The 16126-nt window shown below is 45.4% G+C and carries 16 protein-coding genes; 4 read left to right on the forward strand and 12 right to left on the reverse strand.

Annotated elements, in window-relative coordinates; translation table 11 throughout:
• Window positions 1–720: a hypothetical protein gene (locus VNK96_03010; protein ID HWP30682.1), complete on the forward strand. Its 720-nt coding sequence runs from the start codon at window positions 1–3 to the stop codon at window positions 718–720.
• 285 nt (window positions 721–1005) lie between these two features.
• Here VNK96_03010 and dacB read toward each other — a convergent pair whose 3' ends face one another.
• The 11 genes from dacB to VNK96_03065 all read right to left on the reverse strand — a co-directional run bounded on the left by dacB (window position 1006) and on the right by VNK96_03065 (window position 11615).
• Window positions 1006–2466, reverse strand: coding sequence for a D-alanyl-D-alanine carboxypeptidase/D-alanyl-D-alanine-endopeptidase (gene dacB, locus VNK96_03015; GenBank protein HWP30683.1), 1461 nt, complete (start codon window positions 2464–2466; stop codon window positions 1006–1008).
• Between the two features lie 340 nt (window positions 2467–2806).
• On the reverse strand, window positions 2807–3694 hold the full coding sequence (locus tag VNK96_03020; protein HWP30684.1) for a peptidylprolyl isomerase: 888 nt from the start codon (window positions 3692–3694) through the stop codon (window positions 2807–2809).
• A 151-nt stretch (window positions 3695–3845) separates the two neighbouring features.
• Window positions 3846–4343: a DUF4411 family protein gene (locus VNK96_03025; GenBank protein HWP30685.1), complete on the reverse strand. Its 498-nt coding sequence runs from the start codon at window positions 4341–4343 to the stop codon at window positions 3846–3848.
• 4 nt (window positions 4344–4347) lie between these two features.
• Window positions 4348–5547, reverse strand: a complete 1200-nt coding sequence (locus tag VNK96_03030; GenBank protein HWP30686.1) for an ImmA/IrrE family metallo-endopeptidase — start codon at window positions 5545–5547, stop codon at window positions 4348–4350.
• 105 nt (window positions 5548–5652) lie between these two features.
• The gene (locus VNK96_03035; GenBank protein ID HWP30687.1) at window positions 5653–6273 is read right to left on the reverse strand and encodes a hypothetical protein; all 621 of its coding nucleotides are present in this window, start codon (window positions 6271–6273) and stop codon (window positions 5653–5655) included.
• Entirely contained in the window at window positions 6270–6878 is a 609-nt protein-coding gene (locus tag VNK96_03040) for a hypothetical protein (GenBank protein HWP30688.1), read from the reverse strand. The genes VNK96_03035 and VNK96_03040 overlap by 4 nt, the downstream gene beginning before the upstream one ends.
• 2 nt (window positions 6879–6880) lie before the next feature.
• Window positions 6881–7651 carry a hypothetical protein gene (locus VNK96_03045; GenBank protein HWP30689.1) on the reverse strand — a complete coding sequence of 257 codons (771 nt, stop codon included), beginning with the start codon at window positions 7649–7651 and terminating at the stop codon, window positions 6881–6883.
• A gap of 22 nt (window positions 7652–7673) precedes the next feature.
• Window positions 7674–8390 carry a hypothetical protein gene (locus tag VNK96_03050; protein HWP30690.1) on the reverse strand — a complete coding sequence of 239 codons (717 nt, stop codon included), beginning with the start codon at window positions 8388–8390 and terminating at the stop codon, window positions 7674–7676.
• 2 nt (window positions 8391–8392) lie between these two features.
• Window positions 8393–9562, reverse strand: a complete 1170-nt coding sequence (locus VNK96_03055) for a hypothetical protein (protein ID HWP30691.1) — start codon at window positions 9560–9562, stop codon at window positions 8393–8395.
• Between the two features lie 66 nt (window positions 9563–9628).
• Window positions 9629–10903 carry a PhoPQ-activated protein PqaA family protein gene (locus VNK96_03060; protein ID HWP30692.1) on the reverse strand — a complete coding sequence of 425 codons (1275 nt, stop codon included), beginning with the start codon at window positions 10901–10903 and terminating at the stop codon, window positions 9629–9631.
• Between the two features lie 46 nt (window positions 10904–10949).
• A complete protein-coding gene (locus VNK96_03065; GenBank protein HWP30693.1) occupies window positions 10950–11615 on the reverse strand; it encodes an LON peptidase substrate-binding domain-containing protein in 666 nt (221 codons plus the stop codon).
• Between the two features lie 140 nt (window positions 11616–11755).
• On the opposite strand from VNK96_03065, the gene VNK96_03070 reads away from it, so the two are divergent.
• The 3 genes from VNK96_03070 to VNK96_03080 all read left to right on the forward strand — a co-directional run bounded on the left by VNK96_03070 (window position 11756) and on the right by VNK96_03080 (window position 15374).
• Complete coding sequence (locus VNK96_03070) at window positions 11756–13489, forward strand: ATP-binding protein (GenBank protein ID HWP30694.1); 1734 nt, start codon at window positions 11756–11758, stop codon at window positions 13487–13489.
• Between the two features lie 27 nt (window positions 13490–13516).
• The gene (gene serS, locus VNK96_03075) at window positions 13517–14797 is read left to right on the forward strand and encodes a serine--tRNA ligase (protein HWP30695.1); all 1281 of its coding nucleotides are present in this window, start codon (window positions 13517–13519) and stop codon (window positions 14795–14797) included.
• Between the two features lie 88 nt (window positions 14798–14885).
• Window positions 14886–15374, forward strand: a complete 489-nt coding sequence (locus tag VNK96_03080) for a hypothetical protein (GenBank protein ID HWP30696.1) — start codon at window positions 14886–14888, stop codon at window positions 15372–15374.
• 150 nt (window positions 15375–15524) lie between these two features.
• Here VNK96_03080 and VNK96_03085 read toward each other — a convergent pair whose 3' ends face one another.
• Complete coding sequence (locus tag VNK96_03085; protein ID HWP30697.1) at window positions 15525–16070, reverse strand: acyl-CoA thioesterase; 546 nt, start codon at window positions 16068–16070, stop codon at window positions 15525–15527.
• Window positions 16071–16126 lie beyond the last annotated feature (56 nt).

Consider the following 16126-nt stretch of genomic DNA (forward strand, 5'->3'; position numbering starts at 1 on the left):
ATGAAGCCTCTCGCGTGGATTGTTGCTGGAGTTCTGATCGGCATCGGGTTCGGGGTGTCGTTAGGCAGTATCCTCGCTACGATTCTGCTCGGGGTCGTAGGATTCGTTTTCGGAGCGCTCATCGGTTTTGCGCGTTCGCAAACTCTCGAAGCAAGTTCCTCTTCCATAGAAGTTTTAGACACGAACAGCCGTATGCGATTAAGACCGATCGAAAAATTGCACGACGAAATACTTCGCTCGTTACGAGAAAACTCTTCGAATCCGATTCTCTCCGCTTTGGAATTCGATGTGCGCACGGATGTCGAAGAAATTTTCAATCGCTCTATCGAAATCTTGCGCGCAAGGCGCGCACTTCTCAAAATGATGGCGGGGCTCCCTTCAGCCCGCAACGCAATTAAACAACTCGAAGAAAAAATGCGAATGTCAAATAATGAAGAAGAACGTAAAGTTATAGAAAACTCCTTGAAACATCGGCAAGAAGAACTGCAAAATTACGAAAAAATGGAGGAGGAAAGAAAACGACTCGAGGCAGAACTCGATGAAGTGGAATCCGCCCTCGCAGAACTCCGCTCCCGAATCCTTTTGACTTCTGCGCCGACACGAAAAGAAGGGCTTTCGACTTTCGAACAGCAGGAACTCTCCGAAACAATTCAACGCTTGCAACGCGTGAGTTCGGTTATGCAACAATCTTTGGAATCCTTATCCCTCGAAAACTGGTAGCGATGGGAACGTTCGACCGCGCAGCACGAATTCTGAAAAGTTACATCAACCGTGAATGGGAACGGATTGAAAGCCTTTTCCAGGAGGAGGCTCGAAAAGAATTAGACGAATTTTTGACGCAGCAGGATTTTTCGAAAGAACTTCCACCCTCGGAGAGCACCGATAAATTAGCCCCCCCTTTTTCTAAAACGGAAACGCGTTCCCTGTACGATCTGACTTGGAAAATGGATATTCCTACAGCGTATAGAATCTTGAATTTGACGCCTCGTTCGACATTGAGGGAACTCAAAACGTCTTATAAGCGACTGAGTGAAAGGAGTCAACCGGATAAGTTTCCCGAAGGGAGCGAAGAGCGGAAGAAAGCCGCCGTCCTGCATTTGCGTGTACAGGAAGCCTATGAACTTTTGCTCCCGGTTTTAGACCCGCGCTCGAAGCGTTTTCAGTCCTTAGATGTGGAGTGAGATTAGATAAAGACAGCGCGTATATCTTTTTCACCATCTCGTCTTGCAGTTCTCTAATCGTTTCTGCTTCCGCCGCATGGTGATTCACGAAAATCACGAAAACGATTCTTCGCTTCGCGGGTTTTTCGATTTCCAAAATGCCTGCCAAATTCGACGCTCCTCGCAAAGTGCCCGTCTTTCCCCACAATTTCATACCTTCTAATCTCTTTTCGAGCGTTCCCACACCCGGAGTCGCTAAACAAGACAAAAAGCGCTCTCCTCGATAAGACGAGCACATTTTTTCGAGCAGTTTCGCTATCGCGCGAGGAGTGATTTCATTCAAACGCGAGATCCCGCTTCCATCCGCTAAGCGGAATTCCTCTTTGGAAACCTCGCACTCCTGCAATTTTAGGGATGCTAACTCCAAAGAATCTTGCCACGAACCGGATTTGCCCGTCAAAGCCCCGGTCAAACGCAAAAGAGTCTCCGCATAGAAATTATCGCTTTCTTGCAAAGCCTTTTCCAAAAGGTTCGCTACAGAACGCTTGCGAATGACGACATGAGGAAATTTCGATAAATCTTTCGGTGCACGCAACCCTTTAGCGCGAAGAGGTTTCGAATGCAAAACCATTGCTGCAGCCATTCCTGAATCGAAGAGCGGAATCTCTGCTATTCGTTTTTCTTCGAGGTCTTTTAGCCCTGAAACAACGATATTGCGCCCCGATTCGCTGAATTCGATACTCTCGGTTTTGGAATCGAATGACAATGTGACTTTTATGCCGAAATTCCGCGGCAGTAGAAATGCTTTTCCGTCTTTCGCCCAAAGTTCCAACTTGCCATCGTTTATCGAAAGAGCACTTACATAAGGGCAATAGGATTGCGGTAAATCGCTGAGCATCCATCCGGGAGCATATCGCTCCGGACCGAATAAGTAATCATCGAACAACACTGTATCCTTAGAAGATATTTTCAAAACCTTTGCGGCGCTTCGCAATTCTTCTATGGTCAATCCAGGATCCCCCCCTCCGAGGATCTTGACGGTTTTCCCTTCACGCCATATTATCGTTTGTGGAGTGAATTCTGGTCCTAATCGTTCCCAAGCGGTCGCTGCTGTTACCAATTTGACGATGCTCGCAGGAGTGAAACGCTTTTCCGCATTGTGCTCGAAAAGAATATCCCCCCCTATTTCTTTTACGAATACTCCCACATGAGCGCGAAACAAAGCCGGATGAGAAAGAACTTCCTGTAAATCCGACTGTAAGTTGCCTTGAAGGAAAAGATAAGTATAAAATGCGAAAACGAGCATTTCCTATTTTTACCTCTCCTGCCGCCTCTGCCACGATAAGACATCTCGAATATCACTCTACGCAATAAAGTAATAAGAATCGATAATAATCTGGTTCCCCTTCGAGCGAAGAGCGGGAACTTTTGAGGAGGGGGTGAAAGATTTTTTCCCATGTGAAATATAAATTTTTATTTTTTATAACCCCCTCCGTAAAGTTCCCCCTGCTCGTGCAAGGGGAACCGGTTTTCATTGAAAACGCCTTACCAGCAACAAAACACCCCGATACTTACACCAAGAGAAAGGTTAGGTTTTCATGTCTTTTACTTATGCCTCGACAGTTTCTACAGTTGAGGCTTTCTTCCTAAGGATGCTTGCCTTTGTCCACTTTATCCCCGGATGGCAATAGGAGATTTTCGACTTTCGCCTTCTCGTTGATTTCGCGATAGAGTTGCATCAAGCGGCGTGATATAAACCTGTTTTTCGCTACTTCCAGTTCGCTTTCCGTAGGAGGACCTATCGCATCCACACGAAATATCACAAACCCATACTGCGTATCGAAAGGTCCACAGATTTCGCCTTGTTTCAGTTGTCTCACTTGCTCGCGCGTTTCCTCCGGAAGTTCGACAAGGCTCACCCACCCTAAACGACCGGCATTCGCCTTCGTCGTCGGGTCGTCGGTGAAAGTCATTACTGCGTTTTGCCAACTCTCACCGCCTTTAATTTGATTGTATGCTTGTTGCGCGCGCAATTTCGCTTCCTCTTTGTCCTTGTCTTCTTTTCCTTTCGGTCGAATAATAATCTGCGACAATTGCCGCAAGTCTTCAGGGTTGAAACTTTTCAGTACGATTTTTCTTCCGAGAAGTTCTGCACGAGCCTGTATGTAATATCGCGTATAAGAAGTTCCTTGCAAACGGAGTTGCTCTTCGAGAGTTTTTCCCGGTGGCACACGCGCGCGCAGATGACCAATTTGCTGTTCGACTTGTGCAACGACTTCCTCGTGCTCTACAGTAATTCCTGCCTCCTTTGCAGCGTCTTCAATCATTGCCGCACCAATCAGAACTTGAAGAGTTTGATTCCCGAACCAATCCCAAAGAAATTTCTCTACTTCTTTTGCCTTGATATCCTTGCCGTTCAATTTGGCAATGATTTTGTCCGGCTCCGGAACGGGGAGCATCTTTTCTTGGGGAACAGAAAACGTGATTTGCGTTACTTGAATCGCGGCAGAAAGGAAGAAAATTGTCGAAAACATAAAGGACTCCTTGAGTAAGGTGATTTAAACATTTTCTATCTTATCACAACCACCCGGTCCAAAAGCAGTAACCCCTTAGCATTTATGTCATCCCAGTTCAAGATTCGCAAATTTCCAAACTTTCTCCAAGTTTCTAGTGGCCTAGGGAGAGTTAATAAACCCATCCCTCTTCTCGCATTAGTCCAAGAAGGTCAATAGACCTGACACCAATCTTTTGACACACAAAGGGTATGCTAGACTTTCTTGGTGACTCCTCATTTATTAAAATTAGATTATTTAACTTTGCCTGTGCGACGAGCCAAGGATCAGCGTGTGTAGGTTTTTGTTTACCTTGTTGAAGAAACTTAACAAAGTCGGGCCCCATTGCTCCGATCTTTCGAATGATATCGCTCTCATCTGGCAAATCATAATCCTGGAAAATACTTTTATACCTCCTCGCCCATAAAACCTGTTCCTTAGTTCCCTTTTCTTCTATTTCCTTCTTCACTTCAATGTGAGAAATAATTTTTCCTACCTTGCACAAATTGCAAACATCCTGCCAAAGTATTTTAAAAATTTCTTTATCGTATTTTTCTCCAGGATTCATCAGCGTCAGAATTGCACTCGTATCAATGGTATATTTAGGTTGTTCGAAAAGATTGCGGCGCATATTATTAGTAGTTCAGCAACAGGGCTTCAACTTCTGGTAATGACTTAATACTTATGCCTAAGTAATCCGCTGCTTTATCAAGGGTAATCTTTCCTAGCCTCTTCGCATAAAGGACTAGTTCTGCAAATCTTCTGCTATTATTATTTAACGCCCGTCTAGCTGTGGTCATAATTGGAAGAAATTTATCTACATCATTTTGCTCTCTCTGCTCATATCTTTCTCTCCATTCGCTAATCTTCTTCTTGTAAAAAGCATCATCAATAAAACCTAGGGTTAGATATTTCCTTAACAAGACCTCCTTACTAACCTTGAATATTTTCTGTAGTTTCTCTATGTACTCTTCAACCTTTTTCTTATCGAAATTACTAATCGAAACAGGCGAAACCTCAATAAATTCTGTATCTGGAACCAAAAATGAAGCGGCGAATTCGTTACAGTACTTTTCCACCTCCTGGTGGGGCTGGACAAAATTATTACAAAGTGCCCCTTCTCTCAGAAGAATATGTGCAAACTCGTGTACTAGCGAAAATGACTTTGGTGCGTACCCAAAGTAACCGCCATCTTTATTGTTAATCACAATTAAATGAGGCAATTTGTCAGCCAAAGAGAAAGCTCTTGCATCTTCGATTGGAAAAGATGCTTTAATTGTGTAAACGTTAACTTCTTCTAATTTTGCGCGAATTGTACTAAATAATTCACGGTAATTCCTAATCTTATCTTTTTGTATTTCAAACGAAAAATCGAATTTCCTTCTAAAATAACCAGCCAACTCCTTAGGATTGTCTGATAGAGACATTCTCTTAAATGGTAGTGATAAATTCCAATTTAGCTCCTCCGATAGTTCAATAAAAGCTTCTTGAACAAATCTAGCCCTCCTTAAAACCAATACGGCTTCCGAGGACATTCTTCTGTGTACCCCAGATTCCATTGTTCTCCTATCTTTTGGAGGAGGTAACTCAACTGGAGGTTTCGTTAAAAAGAAAACTGACAATGGCCTTTTATAAAGCCTAGCCAATTCCTGTAAAAGTGTAAAACGAATTTCGCGCTCGTTACTCTCAATGTCTTTTAAAAACGCCAAATCGACACCAAACTTCTGTTTGGACTTTCGTAAAAAATGATTGACAACATCTCTTTCGGTTAAATGAAGAGATGTTCTTGCCCATTTAAGAATTATAGGAGATACTTTTACCTTTGTTGAAGCCACGTCCTCATTTTATACCAATAACAATTTATTTCCACCTCTTCTTCTGCTGATTGGTTTTTAGGAATAAGGCTGTAGTCACGATATTTTCAGTCTTCTGACACCTCTTTATCCGCTCTTTTCGATTCTCCGCGGTTCGCGGACTTCTTGCCCACTGGTTCCGTATTCTCTCTTGAGAGGTCCTTCCCCTTTTACGAACCAAAAGGCGAGACGACGCTGTGCGGGGCGAGGAGAGCCATCGTCGAGTTCGAGCGCAACCTCCACATGCACGGCTTCCGTTACCCCCGTTTCGAAGGTAATGGTTTCCGCGCTGGTATGAATCTTGGCGCGAGAAGGAATTTCTCTCGTTCCGATGACCAATTTGCCTTCCCAAGACAAATCCTCTCCCACACGCATAGGAAAACGCAGAAGAGGCAATTCCGGAGCGAAGGTCTCTCCGGTTTCCCCGTCTCGAAGTCTCACCAACCAAATCCCCTCCGTCGTAACACGATATGTCTCTTTCTCCATGACGACGCCTTCGTTGATCAATTGCAATTCTCGTTCCGTACCTTTCGCTTCCAATTTCAATTCTATGGGGATTTCCAAATTCGCCAAACGGAGAGTTGCATAGGGTTGTTTCCATTCGCTGGGGAAATAATTGTCGCTATATCGCAGTTCTTTATCTCCGCCTTGCGGAGTGCATCCCAATAATAGCAACGTGAAAACGGATAACACCAAAAAACTTCTCACTTTTCGTTTTCCGAATATCGCACCAATTCCATTATGGTCGTTTGTTTCGGTTTGCCTTTCACTTCCAATTTGCGATAGGTTAGCCCGACACCGGAAAGATAATGTTCCGTAGAATGAACATGAACTTTTTCTCGTCCGACTTGATATTCCGTGTCACTATCTACTCGAAGAACTCTTTGTTTTTTATTGAGCACAAACGCTTCCTCGAATCCGATAATCTTCGTTTTCGTCGTAGACATGGAATAAAAACCCGCAAGAGGCATTTCTCCTTGATACTCCCATGTCAATCCGGCAGTCGGCTTCAAAGGCAACACGGGAATGCTTTTCGGTAAAAGTTTTTTCTCTTCTACTGCTGCGACTGTGATGAAATCTCCCTCTATAGCGTAATAAACGACATTATCCACTTGTCCATTGACGATAACATCCATAGGGAAGACTTTTTTGCCTTGAATTTCTAAGGGGGGGCGAACTACATGTTTCTGAATGCCGAATTCTTTATCGCCTACAATGACGTGGTATTCCCATGTTGTTCCCGGTTTAAGAGGAAAATAAACAGGCTCTTGAAAGGAAATAGACAAAAAAACTAAAGCGTGCAATAAAACCATTTTTAACCTTCGGAAATTGCCTCGAACTCCAGGCGAATTTCTCGCGGTTGGTCGGCTACTTTTCCTTTCTGGGTAGAAACGAGCTTGATCACACCGATTCCCTCAGCGAAATAAGAGCGCGACGTAACATTCAAACTAATGTTGCCCCCTCTCAATGTTCCCGTTTCAGAGACGACGATAGCATCGTAGGCTCCGAGAGAAACCTTTACCTTCTCTTTCCCTATGACTTTATATTTCGACTCGACGGAGAGTGTTCCCATTTGAGGCGATGTGAAAGAATATTTCGTCGTCCAAGTTTTTCCTTTGGTCAATTCTGCAGGAAGATAAATGGATTTTGGTTGGATAGATGCCCCCCCTATAGACACGGCATAAACTCCGTCTTTATTGATTTCGTAACTTTCGGTACCGACTCGCTCCGCCATTTTGCCTTTCCATACAGCCTCGATTTTCGCGACGCCATTTTCAACGCTCACGACACGCACTGTGCGAGTATCGGTTAGGGCTTCCCCTCCGCCTTTGATTCTATACCGTACCGGTTTTTCGAAGGGTGCTCCGAAATAACGAGCCCCTTCGTGTAAAAGTTCCGATGGAAAAGCATGAGTTCGGTCTTCGGAAGCGAGTTCTTTTACTTGCGGTGTTTTAGTTTTCTCTGTCTCCGAAACGTTCGATGACGCCGTTGCACCTTCACTGAGAGGTTGTGGCTCCGGTTTCGGTTGACAACTCGCTATCGAACTAACGATGAGTACCGAAATCAAGAGCCATCTCGTTTTCATTACCGCTTTTCCCTTGTCATTGTTATTTTATCGTATGACTTTTGAGACTCATCATGAAAACATTCACCCCTTTGGGAGAAACTATTCTTTCTTGCGTCTTCACTAAGCCTACCTTCGGAGTAAACCACATCACTTGGTTAGTTTGGTAATCCGTCCCCTGATAGCGATATTTTTGGGTTACATCTACGCGGTAGGCTCTGAATCTTCCCGCCGGTGTGTCCGTTTCGTATTCTCCCTTCATTTCGACAGTCATTACGATGGCTCCTATGGCTGGTGTCCCCGGCATCAAAGCTTTGCCCTTCCAAGTAACCGTTCGTCCGGTTTTCAAGGGCCACAAACAAATAGGTTGCGGGGAATCGGGTGAAAGGCTCCTATTTCCTCCTTTCACCCCCAACTGATACAAACCTTTGTCGGTTACTCGTATTGTCATCACTCCTATCGGTTCGTTTTTAGCGTTGAGCATTTGAATGTCTGCTTCTTTTCCTCCTTGGACTTGACGAATCTTTACAACCTTATTCGTTTGTTCTCCCGTGCCCCTTCTCACTCCCGATTGCGAATATTGTTCCACCTCCACAGAATACGTCCAAGCATTTCCTTCAGAAACCGGAAAAATATCCGCCACCGATTTCGCTTCGTAGAAAATGACCGGTTGTTGTTTCGCTTGGCTTACCGGGGTAGTCGTCGGTCCGCAACTATACAAAACAACAGCGAGCAACGGAGATAAAAGCCAAAAGCGCATATTTACTTCCTCTGTATTTTCCCGTTTATGTTCTTCATTGCTGCTCGGTAAGAACGAACTGTTTCCACAGCGAGTTCTGCAAGTTCCCGCTCGGTGATGTTCGTAAACGCCGCTGTAGAATACTTCATTTCCCCTTTCACGGTCGGGGCAGCGATCGCCATATCGCCTACGACGAGCAAAAGTTGACTGCGAGGATATTGGGCAGTGTATTGCCAAAGTCGAAGACGACCTTCGTCTGTAAGACCAAAGGAAACCGTATAAACATTACCTTCTCCATCCGGATCGAGTGTTTCTTCGGAATGGGCTTCCGTTATTTCCCGTTCTGTCACTAAAACTGTCGAGCGCCGTATCAAATCTTCCGCCGGCTTCGATAGACGTTCGCTGTTTTCTTCTGAAATGATTTCCTTCAAAGAATGAGCCACATTTTCGACCTCTCCGTTCTTTTTCATCTCCTCCCAAATCCTTTCGTACACCTTTAAATATGTAGTGAGAGGAACGTCATATTTCGTTGCGATTTCTTTGCTCGTTATTACACGCGCAACCAAACGTGTTTTGTAAGGCACGAGAACTTTTCCCGTTACGGTTTTCGATCCTTTTTTTGTCGGCACAGTGACGCGTACGGGAACTTCGATGTGGATTCCTTCGTGAAACGCCGATTTCGATAAGACGTCGGCAGGCGCTCCGTCCAAACGCGTATTGAGGTCTTTTTCTAACTCTTCCTTGAATTTTTTATCACCTTCGAGTGCTTTTCGAATGTCTTTTGCTTTCCAAATCGTTTCTTCACGAGGAATGATTTCTTCTTCCATATTATTGAGAATCGTAACCAATTCGCTCAGAGACTCCGAATCACCCCTAAGCGTGCCAATCAAAGCCCCGATGGGGATTCGAGTTTCGGAACTCGTGGAAGTTTCGATAACCTCATCTTTAGACTCTTCGGGAGTCGGGGCAGAAAATTCATCGGAGCCCCCTTTGACGAGTTGGGCAATTCCGTTCGCTACGATAATTCTTTCGTTCCGCAAATGAACCCCGAGGATGTTCAACTTTCCCGGTTCGAGCGGCTCGATTTTCCGAGGAAGTATCACCCAATGAACGTAAGCCCATTGCCCCCCGTAATATGCAGCGAGGGCGAACGCCACGAACAACACGAATAATATGCTTCCGGGGATTCTCATTTTCGAAACTTCATATAACTTGGAATATCGTTTTGAAATCGCATATCATCGAGAGATTCTCGCAAATCACCCCCCTCGCAATATCAAAGGTAAAGTAGAAACCCAATAGGGAATCCCGTCTACTTCGAATTCTGCTTCTCCAATCACGGCTCGATATCCGTTGCTGTTATCGGGACCGGGAACGGCGAACTCCGAACCATTCTCTTGTTCATATACCTTCACCCATTTTGCATGGGAAAAATTCGCAGAACCAGAACGCGCGAGCCACAGCCTCTGTTTTTTGGAATAGGGAGTATCGAGTTTCAGAATTGCCGTCGAGGGGAATTTCCCTGCCCCCCCTGTAACTATCCATGTCCATTGAATGATGGGAAGCGCTCTTCGGGATGCCACGATTCTCGAAAATGCCGCTAATGTATTCAGCACACGTTTCCTATCTTCGAGACCGTGACCCGAATTCGGAACATAAAATACGTATTTCGCAAGTTCGAACCGATCCCAATAAAGACTCAAAGCATCGAGTGTCCAAAACGTATCGTTCGCTCCTAAAATCAAAAATTTCGGCATGAGCATTTTTCTCATATAGAAATATGGATCTACCAACGCGATGAGTTTTTTCCCTTGAGGCTTATCCACCCAATCCATCAACCCCGCTTCCACGTACGGTTTTAATTCCGGACTGTAATCCCCCCATAACTCTTTTTGATGTTTCAACTGTTCCTCTATATGCAGCATATCGAATACCATCGGAGCCAAACCGATGATGCGCTTGTCAAGAGACGCAACGAGATACGCTGTCCACCCGCGTTTACTTGCACCGGTTAAAACGAATTTATCCACTTTCGCCTGTGTCTTTTCTTTCGTATATTCCGAAACCGCATCCATTGCGCGAACCACACTGCGCGTCATGGGGAAAAGAAGCACCCAATCGGGTTGCTGTGTTTCGAGATATTTCACGAAGGTATAAGCCATCAAATCGTCTTCGCTTAAATTGTCGAACAAAGGTTGATTAGGAATATCGTAAAGCACGACGACCGCCATTCTGGCAATGTCGCCCAGTTTGTACGCATTCTCCAAATCATCATCATGCTTGCCCCGATTTCCCGTAACGATAAAAATCGCTTTTCCTGGATAATCTTGCTGTTTAGGTTCGTAAATCTCTAATTCGTGCTTCCATTGTCTTCCCTGCCATATTTGGGAGATTAGGAAAAGCGTGTGGAGCTTCCCCCCCTTATATTCTCTGGTTTCGACATGCTTCCAAGAGAATTCGTTTTTCGACCCGTTCGTGAATTCTTCGAGTGGATTATTTTGAATGGCGAGACATAACCCCAAAAACAGAAGCATTCTTTCTATCCTTTTGAATAAACCACGCGTGTGTGTTTAACCGTTCCTAATTCGAACAAAAATATTCTTCGAACTCGTCCAGAGGTTCTGTCGTAAGATACCCCATGAATTTCTCTGCCTGAGCCTCCAAGCGAGGGATAATCCAACGGATTCTCTCCGCCGTGTCCGTGAGTTCCAAAAGATGTTGCTTTTCTAAAACGGCGAGTTGCACGCATCCTGCCATTGCGAAAGATAGTGCAACCGGGTCATCCGTAAATTGAACCTTCAAGCGAACATCTTGCCGGCCGAAAAGGTAAGAAAGATGCTTTAGAAAGGTCTCTTTTGCGACTTCGATTAGAGTTCTCGAAGCGGGGTCTTCTTCCAATTCCATTTCAATGATGGGTTCTACATAACCAACTAAATAGGGCCTCGAATAATCGAAATGCCGTATGCGGAAGCGTCTTTCCCCGACTGCGAGGACATGGAGTTTCCCATCTTCCATTTCGTGATAAGTGATGATCCTTGCCGATGTACCCACCAAGTAAGGCTCTGGAACACCTCCTACCTCTTCCCCTTCCCGAATAAGCACGACTCCGAAAGCACGGTCCTCTCGAAGACACAGGCTAATCATCTCCACATAACGTTCATCCAGCACGAATAACGGGATCGCCTGATAGGGCAAAAGAACCGCATTTAGCGGAAAAAGAGGCATTTCCTCAAGCGGAGGAGTCATAATATCTACTTGGGAGTTAGTTTAACCAATAATAGCATTTAAACGTATGGTAAGGTTACGAGACTTTTTCCGAACACGAAAAGTACTTTCATCGTCGGTATAATCGAACCCCACGCTCCCCCTTAGCGTCAAGAAGAAGCATGCATAGTCACGCGAATAAATTGGAACAGGTAGAAGACATACAAACGCTACAAAATGAAATTCGAGAACTTCGTCGGAAGTTAGCCGAAGCGGAGGCTCGCATAAAGGAACTCCAGGCGAAACTGGAGGCAAAACCCTCTGCTGCGCCAATCGCTCGAGAAGTCACCGAAGAGATCGCACCGCTCACAGAATTAGACACCACCCTTCGTCGCCTCGTTCAAAGAATCGCTATGATTCTACAGGCGGAAAAGGTCCTTATGATGTTTTTCGACCGCGAGAGTGGTGAACTCGTCGCTATTCCTCCCGCTTATGGAATAGATGAAAGCCTCCTTTCCATGGTGAGGATGCGTGCCACGCAGGGAATTTCAGGGCAAGTCTTTAGAGAGGGTCACCCTGCAATCTTCCACGATGCCGTCTCGGATCCCAGAACCCAAGGCGACCCATTTTCGATTCTCCATGTGCAGAACGGGCTCACTGTGCCTTTGGTTATCGAAAAACGAGACGAGGAAAACAGAGTCATTGACCGGCAAACGATAGGAATCCTTCACGTGTTCAACAAACGACACGGTGAGGATTTCAACGACGAAGATGTGCGGCTCCTCGAACGCATGGCGAAGAACGCCGCTTCGGTGATTTCTAATTTGAAACTCTATCAAGAAATCATCGAGGAAAAGGAAGAACTTCTCCAAACCATCGAAAGCCTGAACGCTGGTTTAGTTCTAACTACAGCGAACGGAACCATTGCACAAATGAACGCAAGCGCTCGAAACATTTTCGGCGTGAACTCGGAAGCAATCGGAAAAAGTTATAAAGACATCGTTCATGAACCGCGCGTATGTGCCCAAATTCAATCTTCTTTGGAAGGACGCGAGACCGAACAATTGGAAATCACGATTCATCGTGACGGTCGAAGTGAGAGAACATATCAAGTGCAATCCGCTCTCGTAAAAAACGAAGACGGAAAAACCATCGGCGTCGTGACGGTCTTCAACGATGTAACAGAACTTAAAAATATCGAGAGGATGAAGAGCGCTTTCGTCGCAACGGTTTCTCATGAATTGAGAACTCCTCTTACGGCGATAAAAGGATTTATAAGCACTCTGATCGCCGATGACCATTTCCCCGAACAAGAACGAAAAGAGTTCTATACGATTATTGACCACGAATGCGATAGGCTTACACGGCTTATCAACGACCTTCTGAACATCGCACGCATCGAAGCAGGAGAAAGCCTAAAACCGCATTACCAAAAAGTAGACATCGTACAACTTGCGAAAAAGGTTCTTCTCATTCAAAAACAAAGCACGAATCGCCATGAACTCCTTCTCGATGCAGAAGAAGATATTCCAGAAATTATCGGCGACCAAGATAAATTAGACCAAATTCTGACGAATTTAGTCAGCAATGCTATCAAGTACTCACCCAATGGCGGAAAAGTTACCGTCTCTATTAAGAAAGAAGAGCCGAATATCCACATCATCGTCTCCGATGAAGGTATCGGAATACCAAAAGAACATCTCCCGAAAATCTTCGACCGCTTCCATCGAGTTCATACGGAAGACAATCGCAGAATATACGGCACGGGACTCGGTCTTTATTTGGTGAAGCACCTCGTCGAACAAATCCATCTCGGCAAAGTGTGGGCGGAATCCGAAGTAGGAAAAGGCTCGAAATTCCACGTGCTCATTCCTATCGAACTCGACGTAGAAAAAGCAGAACAAATGAATCAATAGATTCGCTTCGGGTAACGTTCACACGAAGTGCTCGACCGTCATCTTATACGTTCCCAGCCAGAACGCGTTCGCGAGGGGGCAAAGCGAAAAGGTATCGAAATCCCTCTCGATGAATTCCTTGCTGTGGACGCTGAATGGCGAAATGTTCGCACGAAACTCAATGAACTCGAGGCGCAACAAAACAAAATCTCAAAATCTATAGGCGCACTGATTGCGCAAGGAAAGCGAGAAGAGGCAGAGGCCGCAAAACGACAAGCGGCACAACTCAAAGAGGAAATTGCAACCCTTTCCGCAAAAGAAAAAGAACTCGAAGAACGCCTTTCGAGACTCGAACTCGAATTTCCGAATTTGCCTCATGAAAGCGTGCCCCCTGGCGAAAGCGCCGAAGACAATATAGAAGTATTCTCATGGGGCGAGAAAAAATCTTTTTCATTCCCCCCCCGCATACACTGGGATCTCGGCGAAGAACTCGGACTGATCGATTTCGCGCGTGGTTCGAAAATATCCGGAAGCGGGTTTATCGTTTATAAGGGTCTCGGCGCAAAGCTACAGCGCGCCTTAATAAACTTCATGCTCGATTTACACACGCAAAATCATAAATACACCGAAGTGTATACGCCTTTCCTCGTAACCCGAGAAACAATGACGGGAACAGGGCAACTCCCCAAATTCGAAGAGGACCTTTACCTAATCGAACGGGACGACCTATTCCTAATTCCTACTGCAGAAGTTCCCGTAACTAATCTTCATCGCGATGAAATTTTAGAGCCAGAGATGCTTCCCATTTATTACGTCGCTTACTCTGCATGCTTTCGCAGAGAAGCAGGAGCCGCAGGAAAAGAAACAAGAGGACTTTTGCGCGTGCACGAATTCGATAAGGTAGAACTCGTGAAATTCTGCAAGCCAGAGACGAGTTACGACGAATTGGAAACTCTGCGTAAAGATGCGGAAGCAGTTTTGCAAGCACTCGGCCTGCATTATCGCGTCATGTTGCTCTGCGCGGGCGAACTCAGTTTCGCTAATGCGAAATGTTATGACCTCGAAGTTTGGTCCCCGGGTTTACAAAGTTATTTGGAAGTAAGTAGTGCAAGCAACTTCGAATCTTTTCAAGCACGCCGCGCAAATATCCGTTATCGCCCTTCGAAAGGAGCGAAACCCGAATTCGTGCATACCTTGAATGCGAGCGGTGTAGCATTGCCGAGACTCACCGCAGCGCTATTAGAAACTTATCAAAACGAAGACAATTCTATAACCGTTCCGCAGGCATTGCGTCCGTACTTAGGCGTCGAAAAGATTACTTGCTCCTAAAGAAAACGCAACAGCATTGACCCCTTGCTAAAAATGTTCGACTACAAATGAAATGTAAATGCACGTCTAATGGTATGCTTTTTTGGCTATGAACGCCGCGCAACAACATCTGTTGCTGAACCATTTGCCTGTTATCGGCTCGCTGTTTTGCTTACTGTTGCTTGCTTACGGGCTGGCTCGGCGGAGCGAGGACATACAAAAAGTGACGCTCGGCATATTGGTGCTGATTGGTCTGCTCGCTATTCCAACTTACCTTACAGGCGAGCCAGCGGAAGAGGTCATAGAGCATTTGCCCGGTTTTTCGAATGCCCATGTGGAAGCACACGAATCAATGGCGAAAATCACTCTGTTCGCTTCACTGGCACTGGGCGTATTCTCTTTAGGCGTGCTCATCTTCTCGCGAGGTCGTAAAGTTCCTACAGTACTTGCGTTCGTAGTGTTGTTAGGAAATTTGACGACCTTCGCGGTAACGGCATACACTGCACACTTAGGCGGGCAAATTCGTCACACCGAGATACGCGCAATACCACAGCCTCCGCCTATCGAGGAAGAGACGGGTGAACACTTGGAGTTGTAATGGATGTGCTGAAAGATATACACGAACCATTTAGACATCCATTGTAATGATTTTTTCCTCGTTTTCCTCGTTCTCAAACTCTGTTTGGGAACGCCGTCTCGATATGTAAACGCAAACTAACGATAAATTTTGTATATCGATAAAAATCTTTCAATTGCGAATTTTTTCGTCTAATTCTTCATCGCTGAGACTGTGAATTTGTTGAATGAGATTCTCCAATTCTAAACGCTGTATTTCCCGCAATTCTCTTCGGAGTTTTCCTTCTAAATATCGCACCTTGTCTTCGCGAGTTTCCACTTTCAAGCGAGGAACAGGTGTGGGTTTTCCCCTTTCGTCAATAGCCACCAATGTCGCACTGCACGTGTTCGTGTGCCTTATGATTCCGGTCTGTACATTCTCCGCATAAACTTGAATCCATACTTGGATGCTCGTCCTTCCCACGTAAGCGACGCTTCCTATCATGTGCACTAATTCGCCCACCTCGATGGGCGAATGAAAGTCCACTCTATCGAAAGAGGCTGTGACGCATACTTTTCCAGCAAAACGGCTTGCCGTCACGTACGCGCATTTATCGAGAAGGGCGAGAATCGTTCCTCCGAAGACGTTCCCTAAAAAATTCGCATGCTCTGGAGTCATCAACTCCGACATACGAACTTCTGTTTCACGAACCGTTTTGGCAGTCTTTTCTTCTTTCATCCTGTCCCTCCGAACTATCTTTTTTTCATGCTCAAAGTTATTTCTCGTTCCCAAAC

The organism is Fimbriimonadales bacterium, assembly GCA_035559795.1.
Classification (GTDB): Bacteria; Armatimonadota; Fimbriimonadia; order Fimbriimonadales; family ATM1; genus DATMAR01.